This is a genomic window from Serratia sp. JSRIV006, from assembly GCF_019968685.1.
GTDB lineage: Bacteria > Pseudomonadota > Gammaproteobacteria > Enterobacterales > Enterobacteriaceae > Chania > Chania fonticola_B.
This window is the reverse complement of the sequence record NZ_CP074137.1, coordinates 587,363-605,645: the sequence shown is the minus strand read 5'-3', so window position 1 is coordinate 605,645 and position 18,283 is coordinate 587,363. Positions and strand designations below refer to the sequence as shown.

General features: G+C 54.8%; 18 protein-coding genes. 6 read left to right on the top strand and 12 right to left on the bottom strand.

Going from position 1 to position 18,283, the window contains the following annotated elements; all coding sequences use genetic code 11:
- The first annotated feature begins 8 nt into the window (after positions 1 to 8).
- Positions 9 to 1,325 (top strand): putrescine-ornithine antiporter, encoded by a 1,317-nt coding sequence (gene potE / locus KGP16_RS02780; protein WP_021807501.1) that lies wholly within the window; start codon positions 9 to 11, stop codon positions 1,323 to 1,325.
- A 75-nt stretch (positions 1,326 to 1,400) separates the two neighbouring features.
- Here the strand turns inward: potE and KGP16_RS02775 are convergent, their stop codons facing one another.
- Positions 1,401 to 2,831 carry a 6-phospho-beta-glucosidase gene (locus KGP16_RS02775; protein WP_223500786.1) on the bottom strand — a complete coding sequence of 477 codons (1,431 nt, stop codon included), beginning with the start codon at positions 2,829 to 2,831 and terminating at the stop codon, positions 1,401 to 1,403.
- Between the two features lie 37 nt (positions 2,832 to 2,868).
- Entirely contained in the window at positions 2,869 to 4,308 is a 1,440-nt protein-coding gene (gene ascF / locus KGP16_RS02770) for a PTS cellobiose/arbutin/salicin transporter subunit IIBC (RefSeq protein WP_059199551.1), read from the bottom strand.
- 198 nt (positions 4,309 to 4,506) lie between these two features.
- Between ascF and KGP16_RS02765 the strand changes: the two genes are divergently transcribed.
- Both KGP16_RS02765 and KGP16_RS02760 read left to right on the top strand, forming a co-directional pair.
- Positions 4,507 to 5,526 (top strand): LacI family DNA-binding transcriptional regulator, encoded by a 1,020-nt coding sequence (locus KGP16_RS02765; RefSeq protein ID WP_223500783.1) that lies wholly within the window; start codon positions 4,507 to 4,509, stop codon positions 5,524 to 5,526.
- A gap of 26 nt (positions 5,527 to 5,552) precedes the next feature.
- The gene (locus tag KGP16_RS02760; RefSeq protein WP_218519941.1) at positions 5,553 to 5,849 is read left to right on the top strand and encodes a GIY-YIG nuclease family protein; all 297 of its coding nucleotides are present in this window, start codon (positions 5,553 to 5,555) and stop codon (positions 5,847 to 5,849) included.
- Here KGP16_RS02760 and KGP16_RS02755 read toward each other — a convergent pair.
- Positions 5,836 to 6,339, bottom strand: a complete 504-nt coding sequence (locus KGP16_RS02755) for a GNAT family N-acetyltransferase (protein WP_223500781.1) — start codon at positions 6,337 to 6,339, stop codon at positions 5,836 to 5,838. The genes KGP16_RS02760 and KGP16_RS02755 overlap by 14 nt on opposite strands.
- The gene (locus tag KGP16_RS02750; RefSeq protein WP_024483381.1) at positions 6,333 to 6,854 is read right to left on the bottom strand and encodes an SCP2 domain-containing protein; all 522 of its coding nucleotides are present in this window, start codon (positions 6,852 to 6,854) and stop codon (positions 6,333 to 6,335) included. Before KGP16_RS02750 ends, KGP16_RS02755 begins: the two co-directional genes overlap by 7 nt.
- A gap of 288 nt (positions 6,855 to 7,142) precedes the next feature.
- Here KGP16_RS02750 and KGP16_RS02745 point away from each other — a divergent pair, with 288 nt between their 5' ends.
- Positions 7,143 to 8,138, top strand: coding sequence for a peptidase U32 family protein (locus KGP16_RS02745; protein WP_021179065.1), 996 nt, complete (start codon positions 7,143 to 7,145; stop codon positions 8,136 to 8,138).
- An 8-nt stretch (positions 8,139 to 8,146) separates the two neighbouring features.
- Complete coding sequence (locus KGP16_RS02740; RefSeq protein WP_223498767.1) at positions 8,147 to 9,025, top strand: U32 family peptidase; 879 nt, start codon at positions 8,147 to 8,149, stop codon at positions 9,023 to 9,025.
- Positions 9,026 to 9,060: 35 nt separating this feature from the next.
- Here the strand turns inward: KGP16_RS02740 and KGP16_RS02735 are convergent, their stop codons facing one another.
- Genes KGP16_RS02735 through KGP16_RS02725 form a run of 3 tightly spaced genes read right to left on the bottom strand, consistent with a single transcriptional unit; the run spans position 9,061 to position 12,307 of the window.
- Positions 9,061 to 10,203: an ABC transporter permease gene (locus KGP16_RS02735; RefSeq protein ID WP_021179063.1), complete on the bottom strand. Its 1,143-nt coding sequence runs from the start codon at positions 10,201 to 10,203 to the stop codon at positions 9,061 to 9,063.
- Positions 10,200 to 11,354: an ABC transporter permease gene (locus KGP16_RS02730; RefSeq protein ID WP_021807510.1), complete on the bottom strand. Its 1,155-nt coding sequence runs from the start codon at positions 11,352 to 11,354 to the stop codon at positions 10,200 to 10,202. The genes KGP16_RS02735 and KGP16_RS02730 overlap by 4 nt, the downstream gene beginning before the upstream one ends.
- The gene (locus tag KGP16_RS02725) at positions 11,336 to 12,307 is read right to left on the bottom strand and encodes an HlyD family secretion protein (RefSeq protein WP_021179061.1); all 972 of its coding nucleotides are present in this window, start codon (positions 12,305 to 12,307) and stop codon (positions 11,336 to 11,338) included. Before KGP16_RS02725 ends, KGP16_RS02730 begins: the two co-directional genes overlap by 19 nt.
- Before the next feature lie 203 nt (positions 12,308 to 12,510).
- On the opposite strand from KGP16_RS02725, the gene KGP16_RS02720 reads away from it, so the two are divergent.
- Positions 12,511 to 13,536 (top strand): LLM class flavin-dependent oxidoreductase, encoded by a 1,026-nt coding sequence (locus tag KGP16_RS02720; RefSeq protein WP_059199546.1) that lies wholly within the window; start codon positions 12,511 to 12,513, stop codon positions 13,534 to 13,536.
- 34 nt (positions 13,537 to 13,570) lie between these two features.
- On the opposite strand, the gene yedF is transcribed toward KGP16_RS02720, so the two are convergent.
- From yedF to nlpI, 5 genes are all read right to left on the bottom strand, one after another.
- A complete protein-coding gene (yedF, locus tag KGP16_RS02715) occupies positions 13,571 to 13,810 on the bottom strand; it encodes a sulfurtransferase-like selenium metabolism protein YedF (RefSeq protein WP_021179059.1) in 240 nt (79 codons plus the stop codon).
- Positions 13,807 to 15,021: a selenium metabolism membrane protein YedE/FdhT gene (gene yedE / locus KGP16_RS02710; protein WP_021807513.1), complete on the bottom strand. Its 1,215-nt coding sequence runs from the start codon at positions 15,019 to 15,021 to the stop codon at positions 13,807 to 13,809. The genes yedF and yedE overlap by 4 nt, the downstream gene beginning before the upstream one ends.
- 139 nt (positions 15,022 to 15,160) lie before the next feature.
- Complete coding sequence (locus tag KGP16_RS02705) at positions 15,161 to 17,119, bottom strand: DEAD/DEAH family ATP-dependent RNA helicase (RefSeq protein ID WP_021807514.1); 1,959 nt, start codon at positions 17,117 to 17,119, stop codon at positions 15,161 to 15,163.
- Positions 17,109 to 17,183, bottom strand: coding sequence for a protein YrbN (yrbN, locus tag KGP16_RS27635; protein WP_223499600.1), 75 nt, complete (start codon positions 17,181 to 17,183; stop codon positions 17,109 to 17,111). The genes KGP16_RS02705 and yrbN overlap by 11 nt, the downstream gene beginning before the upstream one ends.
- A gap of 123 nt (positions 17,184 to 17,306) precedes the next feature.
- A complete protein-coding gene (gene nlpI / locus KGP16_RS02695) occupies positions 17,307 to 18,191 on the bottom strand; it encodes a lipoprotein NlpI (RefSeq protein WP_021179056.1) in 885 nt (294 codons plus the stop codon).
- Positions 18,192 to 18,283 lie beyond the last annotated feature (92 nt).

The following is an 18,283-nucleotide window of genomic DNA, read 5'->3' as shown; positions in this document are numbered from 1 at the left end:
GAATAATCATGAGCAAATCCAATAATAAGATGGGGGTTGTGCAATTAACGATCCTGACAGCGGTCAATATGATGGGATCCGGCATAATTATGCTGCCAACCAAGCTGGCCGAAGTGGGGACGATTTCTATCGTTTCCTGGCTGGTGACCGCCGTAGGCTCGATGGCCCTGGCCTATGCGTTTGCCAAATGCGGCATGTTCAGCCGTAAATCCGGCGGGATGGGCGGCTATGCCGAGTATGCCTTCGGTAAATCCGGCAACTTTATGGCCAACTACACCTACGGCGTTTCACTGCTGATCGCCAATATCGCCATCGCCATTTCTGCCGTGGGTTATGGCACCGAACTGTTCGGCGTTGCCCTGACACCATTGGGCATCTGTATAGCCACTATCGCCGTGCTGTGGCTGGCTACGGTTGCCAACTTTGGTGGCGCACGCATCACCGGGCAGATCAGCGGGATCACCGTCTGGGGGGTGATTATCCCGGTGGTCGGCATCTCGATTATCGGTTGGTATTGGTTCAGCGGTACCGCTTATCTAGCCGCCTGGAACCCGCATGCGGTGCCTACCTTTGAAGCCATCGGGTCTTCTATCTCGATGACCCTGTGGGCCTTCCTGGGTCTTGAATCTGCCTGCGCCAATACCGACGTGGTAGAAAACCCGGAACGTAACGTGCCTATCGCCGTACTCGGGGGCACATTGGGTGCCGCAGTGATCTACATTGTTTCCACCAACGTGATCGCCGGTATCGTGCCGAATATGGAACTGGCTAACTCCACCGCTCCGTTTGGCCTGGCGTTCTCACATATGTTCAACCCAACGGTCGGTAAAATCATCATGGCATTGATGATCATGTCCTGCGTGGGTTCGCTGCTGGGCTGGCAGTTCACTATCGCGCAGGTATTCAAATCCTCTGCCGACAGCGGCTTCTTCCCGAAAATTTTCTCTAAAGTCAGTAAATCTGATGCGCCAGTGAAAGGCATGCTGACCATCGTGATTATTCAGAGCGTGATGTCGCTGATGACCATCAGCCCGTCGCTGAATAAGCAGTTTAACGTGCTGGTTAACCTGGCCGTAGTGACCAATATTATTCCGTACATTCTGTCGATGGCCGCACTGATTATTATCCAGAAAGTGGCCAAAGTACCGGAGAACAAGGCGCGTATTGCCAACGTGATTGCCGTGATTGGGGCGCTGTATAGCTTCTATGCGCTTTATAGTTCCGGTGAAGAGGCGATGATGTGGGGCGCTATTGCTACCTTCTTCGGCTGGACGTTGTATGGGTTGGTTTCACCTCGCTTTGAGATGACTGAGAAGAAGGTATGAGTTTTGATTACAAAGGGCGCTGCATGCAGCGCCCATAAAGTTGATGTCTAAATGGGCACTTCGGTGCCCATTTTGCTAACTCAAATCCGCCCCATTGCTGGCAATCACCTTCTTATACCAGTAAAAGGATTTCTTTCTGGTTCTGGCCAAGGTGCCATTGCCCTGATCATCGCGGTCCACATAGACAAAACCATAGCGCTTACTCATTTCCCCGGTAGAAGCAGAAACCAAATCGATGCAGCCCCAGGAGGTATAACCCATCACCGGAATACCATCCTCGATAGCGTCCGCCATGGCTTTGATATGCTCACGCAAATAGCTGATGCGGTATTCGTCGTCGATCTCGCCCTGCGGGTTGATTTCGTCCTTCGCTCCCAGTCCGTTCTCCACCAGGAACAGCGGCTTCTGGTAACGATCATACATCATGTTCATGGTGATGCGCAGGCCCAACGGATCGATACCCCAGCCCCACTCACTGGCTTGGATATGCGGGTTTTTCAGCGATTTGACGATATTGGCCGCACTGCTGTTATGCTCGTTCATATCAGCCGAGGCGCAGCGGGAGGCGTAATAGCTAAAGGAGACAAAGTCGATGCTGTTTTTCAGGATCTCACTGTCGCCTGGCTCCATTGTTATAGTGATACCCTTTTCCTTAAACAGGCGCTTGGTGTATGACGGGTAAGCGCCTCGAGCCTGAACGTCGATGAAGAACAGGTTCTCGCGGTCTTTCTCTAACGCAGCCCAAACGTCTTCGGGTTTACAGGACCACGGGTAGAAATTGCCCCCAGCCAGCATGCAGCCAACCTGATTGTGCGGGTTAATCTCATGGGCGATTTTGGTCGCTAACGCGCTGGCCAACAGTTCATGATGCGCAGCCTGATATTTCACCTGCTCCTGATTATCGCCTGGCTCGAACACCAGCCCCGCACCGGAGAACGGGCTATGCAGCAGGATATTGATTTCATTAAACGTCAGCCAGTATTTCACTAGCCCGTCAAAGGCCTCAAAACAGGTACGAGCATAGTGGGTGAAGAACTCCACCATTTTCCGATTGCGCCAAGAACCGTATTCCCGCACCAGATGCATCGGCACATCAAAGTGGCATAGCGTGACCAGCGGTTCGATGCCGTGCTTTTTGCATTCGGTAAACACGTCACGGTAGAAAGCGATCCCTTCCGCGTTCGGCACCCTTTCATCCCCGTTAGGGAAAATGCGGCTCCAGGCGATCGAAGTACGGAATACGCTGAATCCCATCTCTGCCATCAGGGCAATGTCATCTTTATAGCGATGATAAAAATCTATGCCGACATGGCTAGGGTAGAACTCGTCTTCACGCAGCTCAAAGCGTTTTTCCTGGCCCAGCTTTACCGCCAGCCGATCTTTGCCATGAGGGATCATATCCACCGTGGTCAGCCCTTTGCCGCCCTCAAGATAAGCGCCTTCGGCCTGGTTAGCCGCTAGTGCACCACCCCATAAAAAGTCTGCGGGGAAAACAGATGCTGGCATAAGATACCTCTTCTCAAATATGCATTTTTACAACAGGTTATACGGATAACGCGGGCGCCGATTTGGCTTTTTCGCTTTCCGCCTCTTCAGTCACCGGGATATCTTCAAAGCCCAGCAACAGCGTGAGGATAAAGGAAAGCACCACCGCCAAAATCATCACGCCAAACACCCAGACAATGGTCATTGGGTTGGCCGGATCAAAGAACTGCACGCTGGTAAATAGACCCGGAGAGGCCATCGAGTGGCTCGCCAACCCGGCAATTCCGGCCACGCCGCCGCAGACAAAACCACTGATCAGCGCGGCGATAAGCGGGCGCTTCAAGCGTATTGCCACCCCGTAGAGCGCGGGTTCGGAAATCCCGGCCACAATCGCCGATGCCGCAGCGGCCAGCGCCGTCTGACGCAGCTCCGGGTTTTTGGTCCGCCAGGCTACCGCCAACGATGAACCGCCCAGCGAGAGGTTGGCACCAATTTCAGAGGGCATCACCATGCCTTCTTTGCCGGTTTCCGCGATGGTTTGAATGATGGTTGGCGTAAATACGCGGTGCATCCCGGTCATCACCAGCAGCGGCCATAGCCCGCCCATAATCGCTACGGATAACCACCCCAGATAGCTGTGAATGGTGTACACCAGCGCGGAAATGCCGCTACCAATCCAGATGCCCAGTGGGCCAATCAATAGGATGGCGATTGGCGCAGAGATCAGCACGATCAGCATCGGTTTGAGGAAGTTTTTCGTCACGGCTGGCGTGATGCGATCGACCCATCTTTCAATGTAGGAGAGCAACCAGGTCATGAACAACGCCGGGATCACCGTGTAGGTGTATTTTACCGCCGTGACCGGTATGCCCATAAATTCAACCTGTTGGCCCTGAGCGGCTTTCGCCATCAGATCGATAAATGCGGGATGAACCAGTACCCCGGCGATGGCGATCGCCAGCGACATATTGGTTTTGAATTTCACCGCTGCGGAAGCGGCAACCATCACCGGCAGGAAGAAGAACGCCCCGTCGCCAATGACGTTGAGGATAATCAGCGTCGAGGAGCCTTTGCCGAACACGCCGGTCATATCGAGGATCATGGCGAGCAGTTTCACCATCGAGCCGCCGATAATGGCCGGGATCAGCGGTGACATGGTGCCAATCAGCGCGTCCAGGATCCCCGCACCGATACGTTTGAGAGTGATCTTGTTCTTTTCCGGCGCCGGTGGCTGGGCTACCGACCCTTCGGGCAACAGTTTCAACACCTCGGCATAGGCCTGTGAAACGGTGTTGCCAATGATCACCTGGCACTGATTTTCGCTTCTTACCACGCCCAGTACGCCGCCAATTGCCTTCAGCCTGGCGGCATCAACAAGGGTGTCGTCGTTGAGCACAAAGCGTAAACGCGTCATGCAATGAGTCACCGCCGCGACGTTACTCGCTCCCCCAACTGCATCCACTATCGATCTTGATACTGCCGCATAATTCTTAGACATGAGGACAACTCTCATAGATAGGTAACCGGTTTCACATAAGAGTGTTGATATTAAGATTGCAGATCAACCTATAAATTTTTTTATTGTCTATTTTGTGATTGTGATCGACATGAATGGATTCGAGAAGCTGCAAAGGCTCTGCTCTAATGCGGCGGAATGTGTAGAATGGGGATAATTGTTAAAAGCCGGGAAAACCCTATGTCTACCATGCAGGAAGTGGCAAAAAAGGCAGGCGTCTCAAAAGCCACTGTTTCACGCGTTCTTTCCGGCAAAGGGTACGTCAGCGAAGCCACCAAAGATCAGGTGTTTAAAGCCATCGAAGAGGCGGGTTATCGTCCCAATCTGCTGGCGAGAAATCTGGCCACCAATAAATCCCAGTGCATTGGTCTGGTGGTCACCAACACCCTCTATAACGGCAGTTATTTCAGTGAAATACTTTCCCAGGCGGCGCAAAAGCTGGAGGACAACGGCCGCCAGTTGATCCTGGTGGACGGTAAACACAGTGCCGCAGAAGAGCAAGAGGCGATCCGATTCCTGCTCGATTTACGCTGCGACGCCATCATCATCTACCCGCGTTTCTTAACCATCGAAGCGATGGACGACATCATCGAGCAACACAAGCAACCTATCATGGTGGTTAACCGCAGGCTGAGAAAACACCAAAGCCACTGCATCTGCTGCGACCACAAAGGGGCCAGTTTTAACGCGACAAAGCATCTGATTGAGCAGGGCCACAAGAATATCGCCTTTATTACCGGTTCACTGGATTCACCAACGGCGATTGAGCGACTATCCGGCTATAAAGAGGCTTTAAATCAATACGATATCGAACTGGATGATAAGCTCATCATCAAAGGAAAGTGGACGCCAGCCAGCGGTGCCACGGCGATGGCATCCTTGCTCATGGATAAAATCACCTTTAGCGCGGTACTCTCCAGCAACGATGATATGGCCGTTGGTGCCATCAAGAAATTGAACGAGGCGGGCATTGCCGTGCCCAATGACGTCTCGGTTATCGGCTTCGATAATATCCCTACGGCTCCCTATCTCTCCCCGGCGTTATCCAGCGTTAAAGACCCGGTGAGCGATATGATGAGCGAAGTGATCGACCGGCTGATCGCCATGCTCGACGGCGGCTATCTGTCGAAGGACAACGTTTTTACTTCTGAGCTGCTGGTTAGGGATTCTGTAGCCGTTGGGCCTTTTTGGCATAAGTAACTCTTTGAACCATTACGCAGGCCGTTATGACTGAAACAACCTGGCATCTCTATATGCTGCGAATGCCAAGCGGGATGCTGTACACCGGCATCACGACAGACGTCGCCCGGCGAGCAGCCCAGCACCAGGCTGGTAAAGGGGCTAAAGCCCTGCGCGGCAAAGGGGAGCTGAAACTGGTTTTTCACTGCCAGGTGGGGGATCGCTCGATGGCGTTGCGGCTGGAATATCGGGTGAAGCAGTTGAGCAAAAAACAAAAAGAGGAGCTGATAGTGAATCCGCCCCTCTCATTGGAATACCTGCTACCGGTAGTTAAAAGCGACTAAAGGGAGCCGAATACTCCACCAGCCCATTCACACCGCTCAGTGCATCTTCCGCCAACGGATAAACCTGGAATGCGGCTTCCGTTCCTGGCCAGCGGCAATGCAGATCGAACTGGGCAGCCGTTTTAAAGCCGAAGCGCCCGTAGTAACCCGGTTCGCCCAGCACCACTACGGCGGCATAGCCGAACTCATTCAGCGCATCCAACCCTTCGTAAACCAGCTTTTCGGCCAGCCCTTGGCGACGCAGGCTTTCCTCTACCGCCAACGGCGCAAGGCCAACCCATTGGCGATCCTCGCCCGCAACGTCAACCGGACTGAATGCGGCATAACCGACCACGCCACCCTCTTCGTCGGTGGCAACGATGCCCAGCGTCAACAACCCGTCTTCACGCAGTTGTTGCACCAGCTCGGCTTCGTCATCACGGCCAAAGGCGTTACGCAGCAGCGCATCAATGCCTGCGGCATCCACCGGAATTTCAACGCGGATCAGCATGGCTGCGGCACACGGGAAGTTTGCGCCGTGCCCTCCTGCAAACCGGCTTCCACAAAGTCCGCTAACCGCAGCAGCCCAACGCGTAACGGCGTAGGCATCGCATCCAGATCGATAGCGTCCATCAGATTTTTTACATACAGGCCCAATTCGGTATCTCCTTCAATCTGCAACCGACGCTGGAAAAACAGCGTGTCGGGATCTTGCTTACGTGCCGCAATCAAGATCAGATCGTTGGCTTCGCCGCTGAAGCTGACGTCCGCCTCAGCCTGTTGGCTCACCACCAGCCTATCGTTTTCTACCGTCATAAACCATTGCAGTGCCAGATCGCGCACTTCAATCTTCAGCCAGCGCGATTCGAGAAATTCTAAATCTCCCTCAGCCAGCGCCTGACGGAACTGCCAGCTCAGCACCTGTTGCAAAACCTGACGCTGCAGAGCAAACGGCGTGAATTTTAACGGTACGCGCAACAGCGACGGCCCTTGACGCACAATGCGTGCTCGTAGTTTTTCCAACACTGTTATTCACTCCTTTCTACTCAGTCTGAGGTTATTTTGCCACATTGCGGCTACGCGTAACCGGTCTATATCAACAAATGGTGCAATTAACGCTCATCTTTCCCTACAGATTTCAAGTTACCGCTTGAATATCAATACGCCAGAAGCTGCCTCAAATCAAAGCTTGTTAACCTCGGGTTCACTAAAATTGTCTCCCCTTTTACATCATTGCCAGGCGAATCAATGGCCCGGCAACGTTTATCACAGCATATACCTGGCCAGGTATATGGCTGGGATCAGGATAGATCTATGGAGCTGCTTTGCCCCGCTGGCAACCTGCCGGCCTTGAAAGCCGCGGTAGATAATGGCGCAGACGCCGTTTACATCGGCCTGAAAGACGATACCAATGCGCGCCACTTTGCCGGGCTGAACTTTACCGAGAAGAAGCTGCAGGAAGCGGCTGACTATGTGCACCGGCATGGCCGCAAGCTGCATATCGCCATCAACACCTTTGCTCACCCCGATGGCTACGCACGCTGGCAGAGAGCCGTGGATATGGCCGCCCAGTTGGGTGCCGACGCGCTGATCCTGGCTGATTTGGCAATGCTGGAGTACGCAGCGGAACGTTATCCGCAGGTGGAGCGCCATGTTTCGGTGCAAGCCTCTGCGACCAATGAAGAAGCCATCCGTTTTTATCAACGCCACTTTGATGTGGCCCGCGTGGTGCTGCCTCGTGTGCTGTCGATGCACCAAGTGAAGCAATTATCACGCACCAGCCCAGTACCGTTGGAAGTGTTCGCCTTTGGCAGCCTGTGCATCATGGCCGAAGGGCGGTGTTACCTCTCCTCTTATCTGACCGGGGAATCACCTAACACCGTGGGCGCCTGCTCACCTGCCCGCTTTGTACGCTGGCAACAAACACCGCAGGGGATGGAATCGCGCCTGAATGACGTGCTGATCGACCGTTATCAGGACGGCGAAAACGCCGGTTACCCAACGCTGTGCAAAGGCCGCTATCTGGTGGATAACGTGCTCTATCACCCGCTGGAAGAGCCCACCAGCCTGAATACGCTGGAGCTGCTGCCAGAGCTACTGGCCGCCAATATTGCCTCGGTGAAGATTGAAGGCCGCCAACGCAGCCCTGCCTATGTCAGCCAGGTTGCGCGCGTCTGGCGCCAGGCCATAGATCGCTGTATGGCCAACCCGGCTGGCTATCAAGCCGACGCAGCCTGGATGGAAACGCTCGGCGCAATGTCCGAAGGCACCCAGACCACGCTTGGCGCGTACCACCGCAAATGGCAGTAGGAGAAACCATGAAATATGCATTAGGCCCGGTGCTCTACTACTGGCCAAACAGCGAGATAGAAGCCTTTTATCAGCAGGCGATAAGCAGCAGCGCCGATATTATCTATCTTGGCGAGAGCGTCTGCACCAAACGGCGTGAAATGAAAGTAGGTGACTGGCTGGCGCTAGCGCAGGAGATCGCCAAATCGGGTAAGCAGGTGGTGATCTCTACCTTGGCTTTGCTACAGGCACCCTCAGAGCTGAATGAGCTGAAGCGTTATGTGGAGAACGGCGAATTCCTGATCGAAGCCAACGATCTTGGTACGGTGAATATGGCCGCCGATCGCGGTTTGCCGTTTGTCGCCGGGCATGCCCTCAATTGCTACAACGCCTACACTCTGCGCCTGCTGCACAAGCAGGGCATGATGCGCTGGTGCATGCCGGTAGAGCTTTCACGCGACTGGCTGGTCAATTTATTGCAGCAATGTGATGAGTTAGGGTTCCGCCAGGGGTTTGAAGTGGAAGTGTTGAGTTACGGGCACTTGCCACTGGCCTATTCGGCGCGCTGTTTTACTGCACGCTCGGAAAACCGGGGCAAGGATGAATGCGAAACCTGCTGCATCAAATATCCGCAGGGGCGCATCGTCAATTCTCAAGAGAACCAACAGGTGTTTGTGCTCAACGGTATCCAGACCATGAGTGGCTACTGCTACAACCTGGGCAACGAACTGACCAGCATGCAGGGGTTGGTGGATATTGTACGCCTGTCACCACAGGGCGTAGAAACACTGGCGATGCTTGATAATTTCCGGGCTAATGAGCAAGGCACGGAGCCGCTGACGTTAACCGACCATACCGAATGCAACGGTTACTGGCGGCGCGTAGCCGGGTTGGAGCTGGTGCAGTAATAACTCATGGGGCCAGCATTCTGGCCCCATGGTTATCAGGAAGTCCGACGTTTACGAAATAGATTGCGCAGCCCCACGCGGTTACGCACGGCTCCAACGCCAATACCAATCAGCGTATAAATCGCCCCCAATAGCAGCAGCATGGCCACGTCCCCGCCGACATCACGCAGCGATAGCCCCATCTGATTCACGCCAGCAATGGCTTTGGTCGCCCAGGTTGAAGGGATCATCGATGAAATCGCCCTGACCCACTGCGGCATCGCTTGCAGCGGCCAGATGGTGCCAGAAAGGTAAAACACCGGGGTGGTGATAAACGACAGCGTCAGGTAGATCATTTCCACGCTGCGCAAGCATTCGGTTACCAGCTTGCCTAGCCCAAGCACCGCAAGCAGGAACGGGAAGGTCAGCAGCAAGATCTCGGGGATCGTCGCAGTCTGTCGATAGCCCAAAACCCAGGGCCACAGCACAAATAACACAATCGACAGGAACAGCCAGATCGGCAACAGGGCCGATAGCCCCCCCAGATAAACAGGAAGCGACGGCTTGCCGCCCGGCGTTCCTTTCAACACAATGCTGACGCGCACGCAGGCAATCAACAGCGAGTGCTGCAATAACATCACTAACAACCCTGGGAAGATAATCGCCGCAAAACTGATACCGGGGTTGAATACGTCCAGCGTTTGGCTCTGGATCGGCATCATGATCACCTGAGCCTGCCGTTCGCTGAACCCACTTCGCATCAACAGTGAGGTGTTGTACTGGCCGAGCAACTGCTGGTAAGCCGCCACCACGTCCTGCTGGATCTGGCCGTTTGCCAGCCGGTTGGTGGCATCACCGAACACCGGGATCTCAATGTTTTTGCCATTGAGGATCTTCTTCTCCAGATCCACCGGCATGATGATCACTGCAAACAGTTTGCGCCAACCCAGATCGCGTTTTGCCTCGTCCAGGCTGTCGTAAGTTTGGATGGCGATCTTCGGGGTGGCATCCAACTGGCGGATAAGCTGGCGGCTGGCGGTGCTGTGATCCTGATCGATCACTGCCACCGGTAGATCCCACACCGTGCGGTTGGCATAAACCGTGCTCATGATGCACAACGACAGGATCAACATTAGCCACATCGGCCGTTCCAACATGCTCGTCAATACTTTGCGGAAGGTGAGCCAATAGCTTTTCATCCCACCGTCTCCTCTTTTGCCAGCCGCTTCAGCAGCCGGTTACGCACCAACAGTGCGGTCACCAACGGGTAGACAATCAGCAGCGCACATACGCTGAGGATGGCGCTGGCGGGCACCTGACGCAGGAAGACGTCGAACATGGCGTACAGTGCGTGGGTAAGAGGCTCGATATTGGAGATGATGCGTGCGGGTAGCGGCATGGAAAGCTCGGGTACTGCCATGCCAGAGAAAGTCAGTGCAATACTCACCAACATGCCAATCAGGGTGTAGGCGGTAATGGCGCTGCCGGTAAAGGTGTACAGCAACAGGCCGATGCTTTGTGCCGCCATCACGTAGAAGAAGCCAATCATCAGCATAAACAGCGGGTTGCCGCTGACGCGAGCGTCAAAAATGCCCACCAGCGCAGCAATCTCAACCATCAGCAAAGTGGTAAAGCACAGGGTGTAAGGGGCCAGTTTCCCCAGCAGGGCCAGGCTAAAGGGCTTGGCTTTCAGCAAGGACTTACTGCGCGCCATCACGTAAATCATGCAGGTAACCACAAACAGCTGCAGCATATGAATGGTAGCGGCAAACTGCTGATAATAGATATAGCTGCCACTGGCATTGAACAGGCTGCCGTAGTTGAGGGTGACATCCGCCAGCGGCGGCAGCGACTTGCCCATGGCCCCGGCAATGATCGAGCGGTAATTGGCGTTGGCCTCGGCCATCAGGCCGCTGAAATCTTGAGTAGAATACAGCCCGGCACCGTAAAACAGCGCGTTGTAATACAGCACCACGCTCGGCTGATTGCCCGCCAGCGCGTCCGCCTCAAAATCGGCCGGGATAGACAGCAAAGCATAATCCTGCGCGCTACGCAGACGGCGCAACGACTCATCAAGACCGCCGTCATAGGCTTGCACATGGGCATGAGAACCCGCATCCAGCTTGCGGATCAGATTTTTGGATAGCGGGCTGTGATCGTTATCCACCACCGAGACCGGCAGATCGAGCAAGGTCCCTTCCGAGAAGTTACTGCTGATCAGGCCAAACAGGATCAACGGGAAGATCCATCCCAGCCAGTGCACCACCGGCCGGCGAAAAGCGATGCGGCACTCGTTGCTGAACGCGTGGCTGAAGCAGCGCCAACCTGCCCTTACTCTTTCCATTGCCATAAGGTGCTCATCCCTGGGCGCAGGCCATCTATCGGCTGCGACGGATACAAACGAACTTCAAAGGTTTTCAGATCAAAGTCACCGGTGGCTCGCGTGGCACGCTTGGTAGCGTAATCCCCCAACGGGGCGATATAGCGCACTTCTGCCTCGATCGTTTGGTCTTTCAACGCTGGGACGCGCAACTGGACCTTATCCCCCTTGCGGACATGCGCCAGAATATCTTCCCGCAGGTTAAACACGAAATAGGCATCCGGTACGCGGATCAACGTCATCAACGGGCTGGAGGCGTTGAGCAGCTCACCGACTTCAGCCGGGATCGGCCCCACTTCGCCATCAACCGGAGCTTTAACCAGTAGATCGTCGGTCTGGGCCTGAATTTCTAGCAGGTCTTGCTCGGAGGCCCGCAGGGCTGCTTCATATTTCTGCCGCAGTTCAATGCGATCGCCATTGATGCCTTCGTCCAAATTGGCTTTGGCGGCCTGCACCTGTTGATAGGCGGTATCACGCGCACGGCGTGAGCTGTCCAATTCAGATTTGGATACATAACCCTTGCTGGCAACGCTCAGGTTACGGTCGTAATCGTGTTGGGCATTCTGGTATTGCGCCTCGGCCTGTGCCAGGTTGGCCCGCAGGTTACGGATGCTTTCTTCACGGGTGCCATGCAGCGATTGGTCCAACTGCGCTTGGGCCTCATCCCGCGAAGCCTGCGCCGAACGTAGCTGGGCCATCAGTTCCGGGCTTTCCAGCCGCAGCAGCAGTTGCCCGGTTTTCACATCGTCCCCGCGCTCTACCAGGCGCTCGATCACCCGGCCCTTGGCTTTGGAAGCGACGATCACTTCGGGGGCATCCACTTCGCCCTGCAACAACAAATCCTGATTATGCGCGCGGAATAGCACCGCCATGGCGATAGCTATCCCCATCAGCAGCAGGGTAAACAGCGTCTTCTTCTTCATTACTTCAGCCCCTTGAACATCAGCGTGCAAACAAAAACCATCATAGCTGTAAAAAAACCATTATTCTCATAAGGATATTGCGAGCACATATATCCCCTTTTATAACCGTATTTTCGATTATGCTTTTAACACAAAAAGCATAATCGCTTTTTTAGTTGCAGAACCCTGCAATCGCCCTTTAAGCGATCAACCTGATAAGCACAATGGACGATGAAATGACTGAACACACACGGGTACCGCTTTCGGTACTGGATTTATCCCCGATCCCTCAGGGAGCCAAGGCACGCGATGCGTTTCACTGCTCGCTGGATTTGGCGCAACATGCCGAAAAGTGGGGCTATCAGCGCTACTGGCTAGCGGAACACCACAATATGACCGGCATCGGCAGTGCCGCGACATCGGTATTACTGGGTTATTTAGCCTCCGGTACGCAGAGCATTCGCCTCGGTTCAGGTGGCGTGATGTTGCCAAACCATGCGCCGCTGGTGATCGCCGAACAGTTCGGCACCTTGGAATCTCTCTATCCTGGGCGTATCGATCTGGGGCTTGGCCGGGCACCGGGTACCGACCAACGCACCATGATGGCGCTGCGTCGCCACCTCTCTGGCGAGGTAGATAACTTCCCGCGTGACGTGCAGGAACTGCAACATTACTTTGGCGAAGTACAGCCGGGGCAAGCAGTGCAGGCCGTACCGGGCCAAGGGTTACATGTGCCAATCTGGCTGTTGGGTTCCAGCCTGTACAGTGCGCAGTTGGCGGCACAGCTCGGCTTGCCGTTTGCCTTCGCCTCGCACTTTGCGCCAGATATGCTGTTCCAGGCACTGAATGTGTACCGCGAGAACTTTACGCCGTCTGAGCAGTGCCAGCAGCCGCACGCGATGGTGTGTGTCAACGTGGTCGCCGCAGACAGCGATCAAAACGCCCGTTTCCTGTTCACTTCCATGCAGCAGCAGTTTATCAACCTGCGCCGTGGCTCACCAGGCCCACTGCCACCGCCGGTCGATAATATCCACGCGTTGTGGACAGCAGGCGAGCAGTATGGTGTCGATCAGGCACTGCGCATGTCGATCGTCGGTAGCGAAAGCACCATCCGCCATGGCCTGCAAAGCCTGCTGCGTGAAACCGGTGCGGATGAGATCATGGTTAACGGCCAGATTTTCGATCATCAGGCGCGTTTACGGTCGTTTGAGATTGTTGCCGGGGTGAAAGGCGACTTAGTGAAGGGATGAATGATAAGGGCACCGTAATGGTGCCCTTGTTCGATTAACGCTGGATGAGGTAACGAATGGTTGGCCCATCCTGCTGAATATCCAGCACCTTGTAGCCGTGGTTACGGGCATCGAGTGGAATATTATTGATTGACTGCGGGCAGTCGCTGATCACTTCCAGTATTTCGCCCGGTTTCAACTGCGGCATAGCCTCTAACGTAGCCACCGCCGGATAAGGACAAGGCTCTCCCACCATATCCAACCGGTAATCCGGCACGATCTCGGTCTGTTTCATGCTTCACTCCTTAAATTCACCACCTGCGCATCTGGCTTGGCGCGGAAAAAGCGTTTCTCCCACCACAGCATAGCGGCAAAGGCTATGGCCAGTAGCAGATAGGTCACCAGCAGGCCGCCGATCGGCCCGAAGGTATCCAGCAGGTTAATCTTGTCGTAGTTGGTCGCCAAAGCTGGCGCCAGATCGTCCCAGTAGTAGGCTAACAGCGTGGCGCCGATAATGTTGCCCAACCCCACCCACCAGTAATGGACCTGGCCTTCTACCGCACGATACATCCAGCCGGTTTCGCAGCCGCCCGCCAGCACAATACCGAAGCCAAACAGCAGGCCGCCCAGTACCGCATTGGGCCCGGCCCACATGATCTTCGGCGAGACGCCCAATTGCACATAGCTGAAGATGCCGATGGCGCTGACCGCCATGCCGATAATAATCGCTTTGGCCATATGCGTACGGCCAGTGATCCACAGATCGCGGAACGCTGAGGTAAAGCAGATCTGTGCCCGTTCAATCAGCAGACCAAAACCGATACCAAACAGCATGGCAATGCCGAGTTTCGGCGCATCAAATAACGTCCATAATGACCAAGCCACCGTGAGGCAGAAAATCACCATTCCCAAACGGAAACGGCGGCGTGCCTGCTCAGGTTTTTGCGTCAACGGTGAGGCCGCTTTCACTCTTTGCAGCTTGACCGGAATACGGAACATCGGCAGCAAGGTGAATTTGGCACCGAAGTAAGAACCCGCCGCCGTTGCCAGCGCAAAAAACCAGGCATGCAGCGAGAACTGTGGAATACCGGTAAAGAAGGCCGCCAGGTTACACCCCATCGCCAAACGCGCACCAAAACCGGCGATGATGCCGCCAAGCAACGCCTGTGCAATGCGGATGCGGTGCTGTGGCATACGTAATTTGATGTTGTTGGCCCACAGCGCGGCGGCGATACAACCCGCAAACATACCGATTATCATGCGCCCATCGATACGATCGAGTGGTGTGCCCTGTAGGCCGATCACCTTAAAGTAGCCCCACTGCTCGGGGTGGAAACCCAACCACTGCAAGATATGGCCGCCCCAGCGGGTAAATTCACCGGTTACCGCCCAGAAGGTGCCGGTCATGCCGAAATAGTAGGTCGAGAGGATCCCGGCTGCGATCACCGCCGGTAAAGGCGCCCAAAAGCGCACCAGGTATTGAGATTTGAATTGTTGCCAGTTCACGGCAGCTCCTGTGCATCCGTAAGATAAACCTTGCGAATGATACGCCCTTTAGCGGTATTAACTGAGATGCCAGGCAAAAAAAAACCAGTCCGAAGACTGGTTTCTTAAGCTGATTAACCGTATACGGTCAAATCAACGATTATGCATCACCGAAACGGCGACGTGGTGCGGCAGGAGCTGCTGCATCGTCACGGCGTGGTGCTGGCTTGTCACGGTTGAAGTTACCGCCACGGCGTTCGCCACCGGCAGCATTACCGCCTTCACGACGCTCACCGAAAGAACGGCGTGGTGCTGGTGCACCTTCGCGACGCTCGCCGTTGAATGGACGGGCACCGCCACGGCGCTCACCACTGTTACCACCGGCAGGACGCTCACGACGTTCATGCGGCTGTGCGTCGCCCAGCAGTTGCATGTTCATCGGCTTGTTCAGAATGCGGGTGCGAGTGAAGTGATTCAGGATCTCGCCCGGCATGCCTTTTGGCAGCTCGATGGTGGAGTGGGAAGCAAACAGCTTGATGTTACCGATGTAACGGCTGCTGATGTCACCTTCGTTAGCGATCGCGCCAACGATATGACGAACTTCCACGCCGTCATCACGGCCAACTTCAATGCGGTACAGCTGCATTTCACCCACGTCACGGCGTTCGCGACGTGGACGCTCAGCGCCACCATCACGGCTGTCTGGACGTGCATCACGACGACGGTCGTTGCTACGCTCGCCACCGCGATCATCACGGTCGTTGAACTCACGACGTTGACGCGGTTTGAACACTGGATCGGGTGGCAGGATCAGAGGGCGCTCGCCCTGTGCCATTTTCAGCAGTGCAGCGGCCAACGTTTCCATATCCAGATCTTCACCCGGTTGCAGCTTAGCCAGCAGCGCACGGTACATATCCAGATCGCTGCTTTCCAGCTGCTGCTGAACTTTAGCGGCAAACTTGGCCAGGCGGCGCTCACCCAGCAGATCTGCGTTTGGCAGCTCGACTTCAGGGATGGTCAGCTTCATGGTGCGTTCGATGTTGCGCAGCAGGCGGCGTTCGCGGTTTTCTACGAACAGCAGCGCGCGGCCAGCACGGCCCGCACGACCGGTACGGCCGATACGGTGAACGTAAGACTCTGAATCCATAGGGATATCATAGTTTACTACCAGACTGATACGCTCAACGTCCAGACCACGAGCGGCAACGTCGGTGGCGATCAGAATATCCAGACGGCCACTTTTCAGACGCTCCAGGGTCTGCTCACGCAGCGCCTGGTTCATATCACCGTTCAGTGCGGCGCTGTTGTAACCGCTGCGCTCCAGCGCTTCAGCCACTTCCAGGGTCGCATTTTTGGTACGTACGAAGATGATCGCCGCGTCAAAATCTTCCGCTTCCAGGAAACGCACCAGCGCTTCGTTTTTACGCATGCCCTGCACGGTCCAGTAGCTCTGGCTGATGTCTGGACGAGTAGTGATGCTGGACTGAATGCGCACTTCCTGTGGATCTTTCATGAAGCGACGGGTAATACGACGGATCGCTTCCGGCATGGTCGCAGAGAACAGCGCGGTCTGATGTTCAGCCGGGATCTCCGCCATGATGGTTTCTACGTCTTCGATAAAGCCCATGCGCAGCATTTCGTCGGCTTCGTCCAGAACCAGGCCTTTCAGGCCAGAAAGGTTCAGGGTGCCACGTTTCAGGTGATCCAACAGACGGCCTGGGGTCCCTACTACGATTTGCGGGCCCTGGCGCAGAGCGCGCAGCTGCACGTCATAACGTTGGCCACCGTACAGGGCCACCACGTTAACGCCATGCATGTGCTTGGAGAAATCGGTCATGGCTTCAGCTACCTGAACCGCCAGTTCGCGGGTTGGAGCCAGTACCAGGATTTGTGGTGCTTTCAGGGCTGCATCGAGGTTGTGCAGCAGGGGCAGCGAGAACGCCGCAGTTTTACCACTACCGGTCTGCGCCATGCCCAGCACGTCGCGACCGTTCAACAGGTGAGGAATACACTCAGCCTGGATCGGTGATGGTTTTTCGTAGCCCAGATCGGTCAGGGCAGCAATGATCGGAGCAGACAGCCCCAGGTCAGCAAAAGAGGTTTCAAGCTCAGTAGTCATGTACACGTGCCTCATTAATAATGGCAGCCAGTCTACATAACTCGTCGAGAAAATTTTCAGTCATTTTCATTGAAAAGTGTGAACCGGCTCAAATTAGATTATAAAACAGACAAAAAAGCCCTCGCCCGTCAAGGCGATTACTTTGGTCAAAAAACCAATGTAAATCAGGCTGATAAGTGTCCGTCAGCTATTGCTGGTCCGATTCCGATAGGTCGTCTTGTTCTTGGCCCAACAGCGCCAATTCCAACAATGCATAGCGGTGCTCAACAAAGTTATGAACGTTGTTAGCCACCGTCAGTTTGAACAGCGCCGAAGCGGTGTCCTTGTCCCCCAGACTTAGGTAGTGCTTACCTAAATAGAAGTCAGTTTCACTGAGATGCTCAGCGAGCGAAGTGTTATCCGTTGCATCTGCCTTGAGGCGTTCCATCAGCGTTTTTTCGCTGATTTTGCCCAGGTAGAATTCGACAATATTCCATCCCCATTGCCCTCTGTCCGATTTGTCATAACGCTGCTGGAGCGATACGGTAGCCATCTTGGGATCGATTTCTCTCTCCACCAGATAAAGCCACAGCGAACGGAAGGGATCGTTTGGGTCGTCTTGATAAAACGCCTGCAGATCATCCTGCGCCAACGGGAAGCGGCCGCCATAATACAGTGCGATGCCCCGGTTTAAACGCGCGTAATTGTAAGTTGGATCAAGCTCTAGTACAGAATCAAACGCTTCATAGGCAGCATCAAAATTGCCTGCCTGCGTTAAGTAAATGCCCAGGTAGTTGAAAACTTCTGGCATATCAGGACGTATCGCTAGCGCTTGTGAAAAATCATTGCGCGCTAGAGCACGTAAACCAAGGCTATCATACAGCACACCGCGCTCATATAAAAGCTGTGCTCGCTCATCGTCCGTTAATGCCCGGCTGGCAAGGATTTGTTCCATGCGCGCCAGGATCACTTCCTGCTGCAGCGTAGGCTGCAACGGAATAGCCAGAACTTCGTCTTTACGCCAATCATGGTTGCTGCATCCTGCCAGCAATAGTGCTGTCGCAACGTAACACCAGCGCAAGAAAGGCTTCATTTCCCACTCCCGAAGACAAACATTGGATGAACGTCCTGTCCTCCGCTTGCTAATACGCGAGTATCCTACCCACGCGATAAGGACAGCCCCCA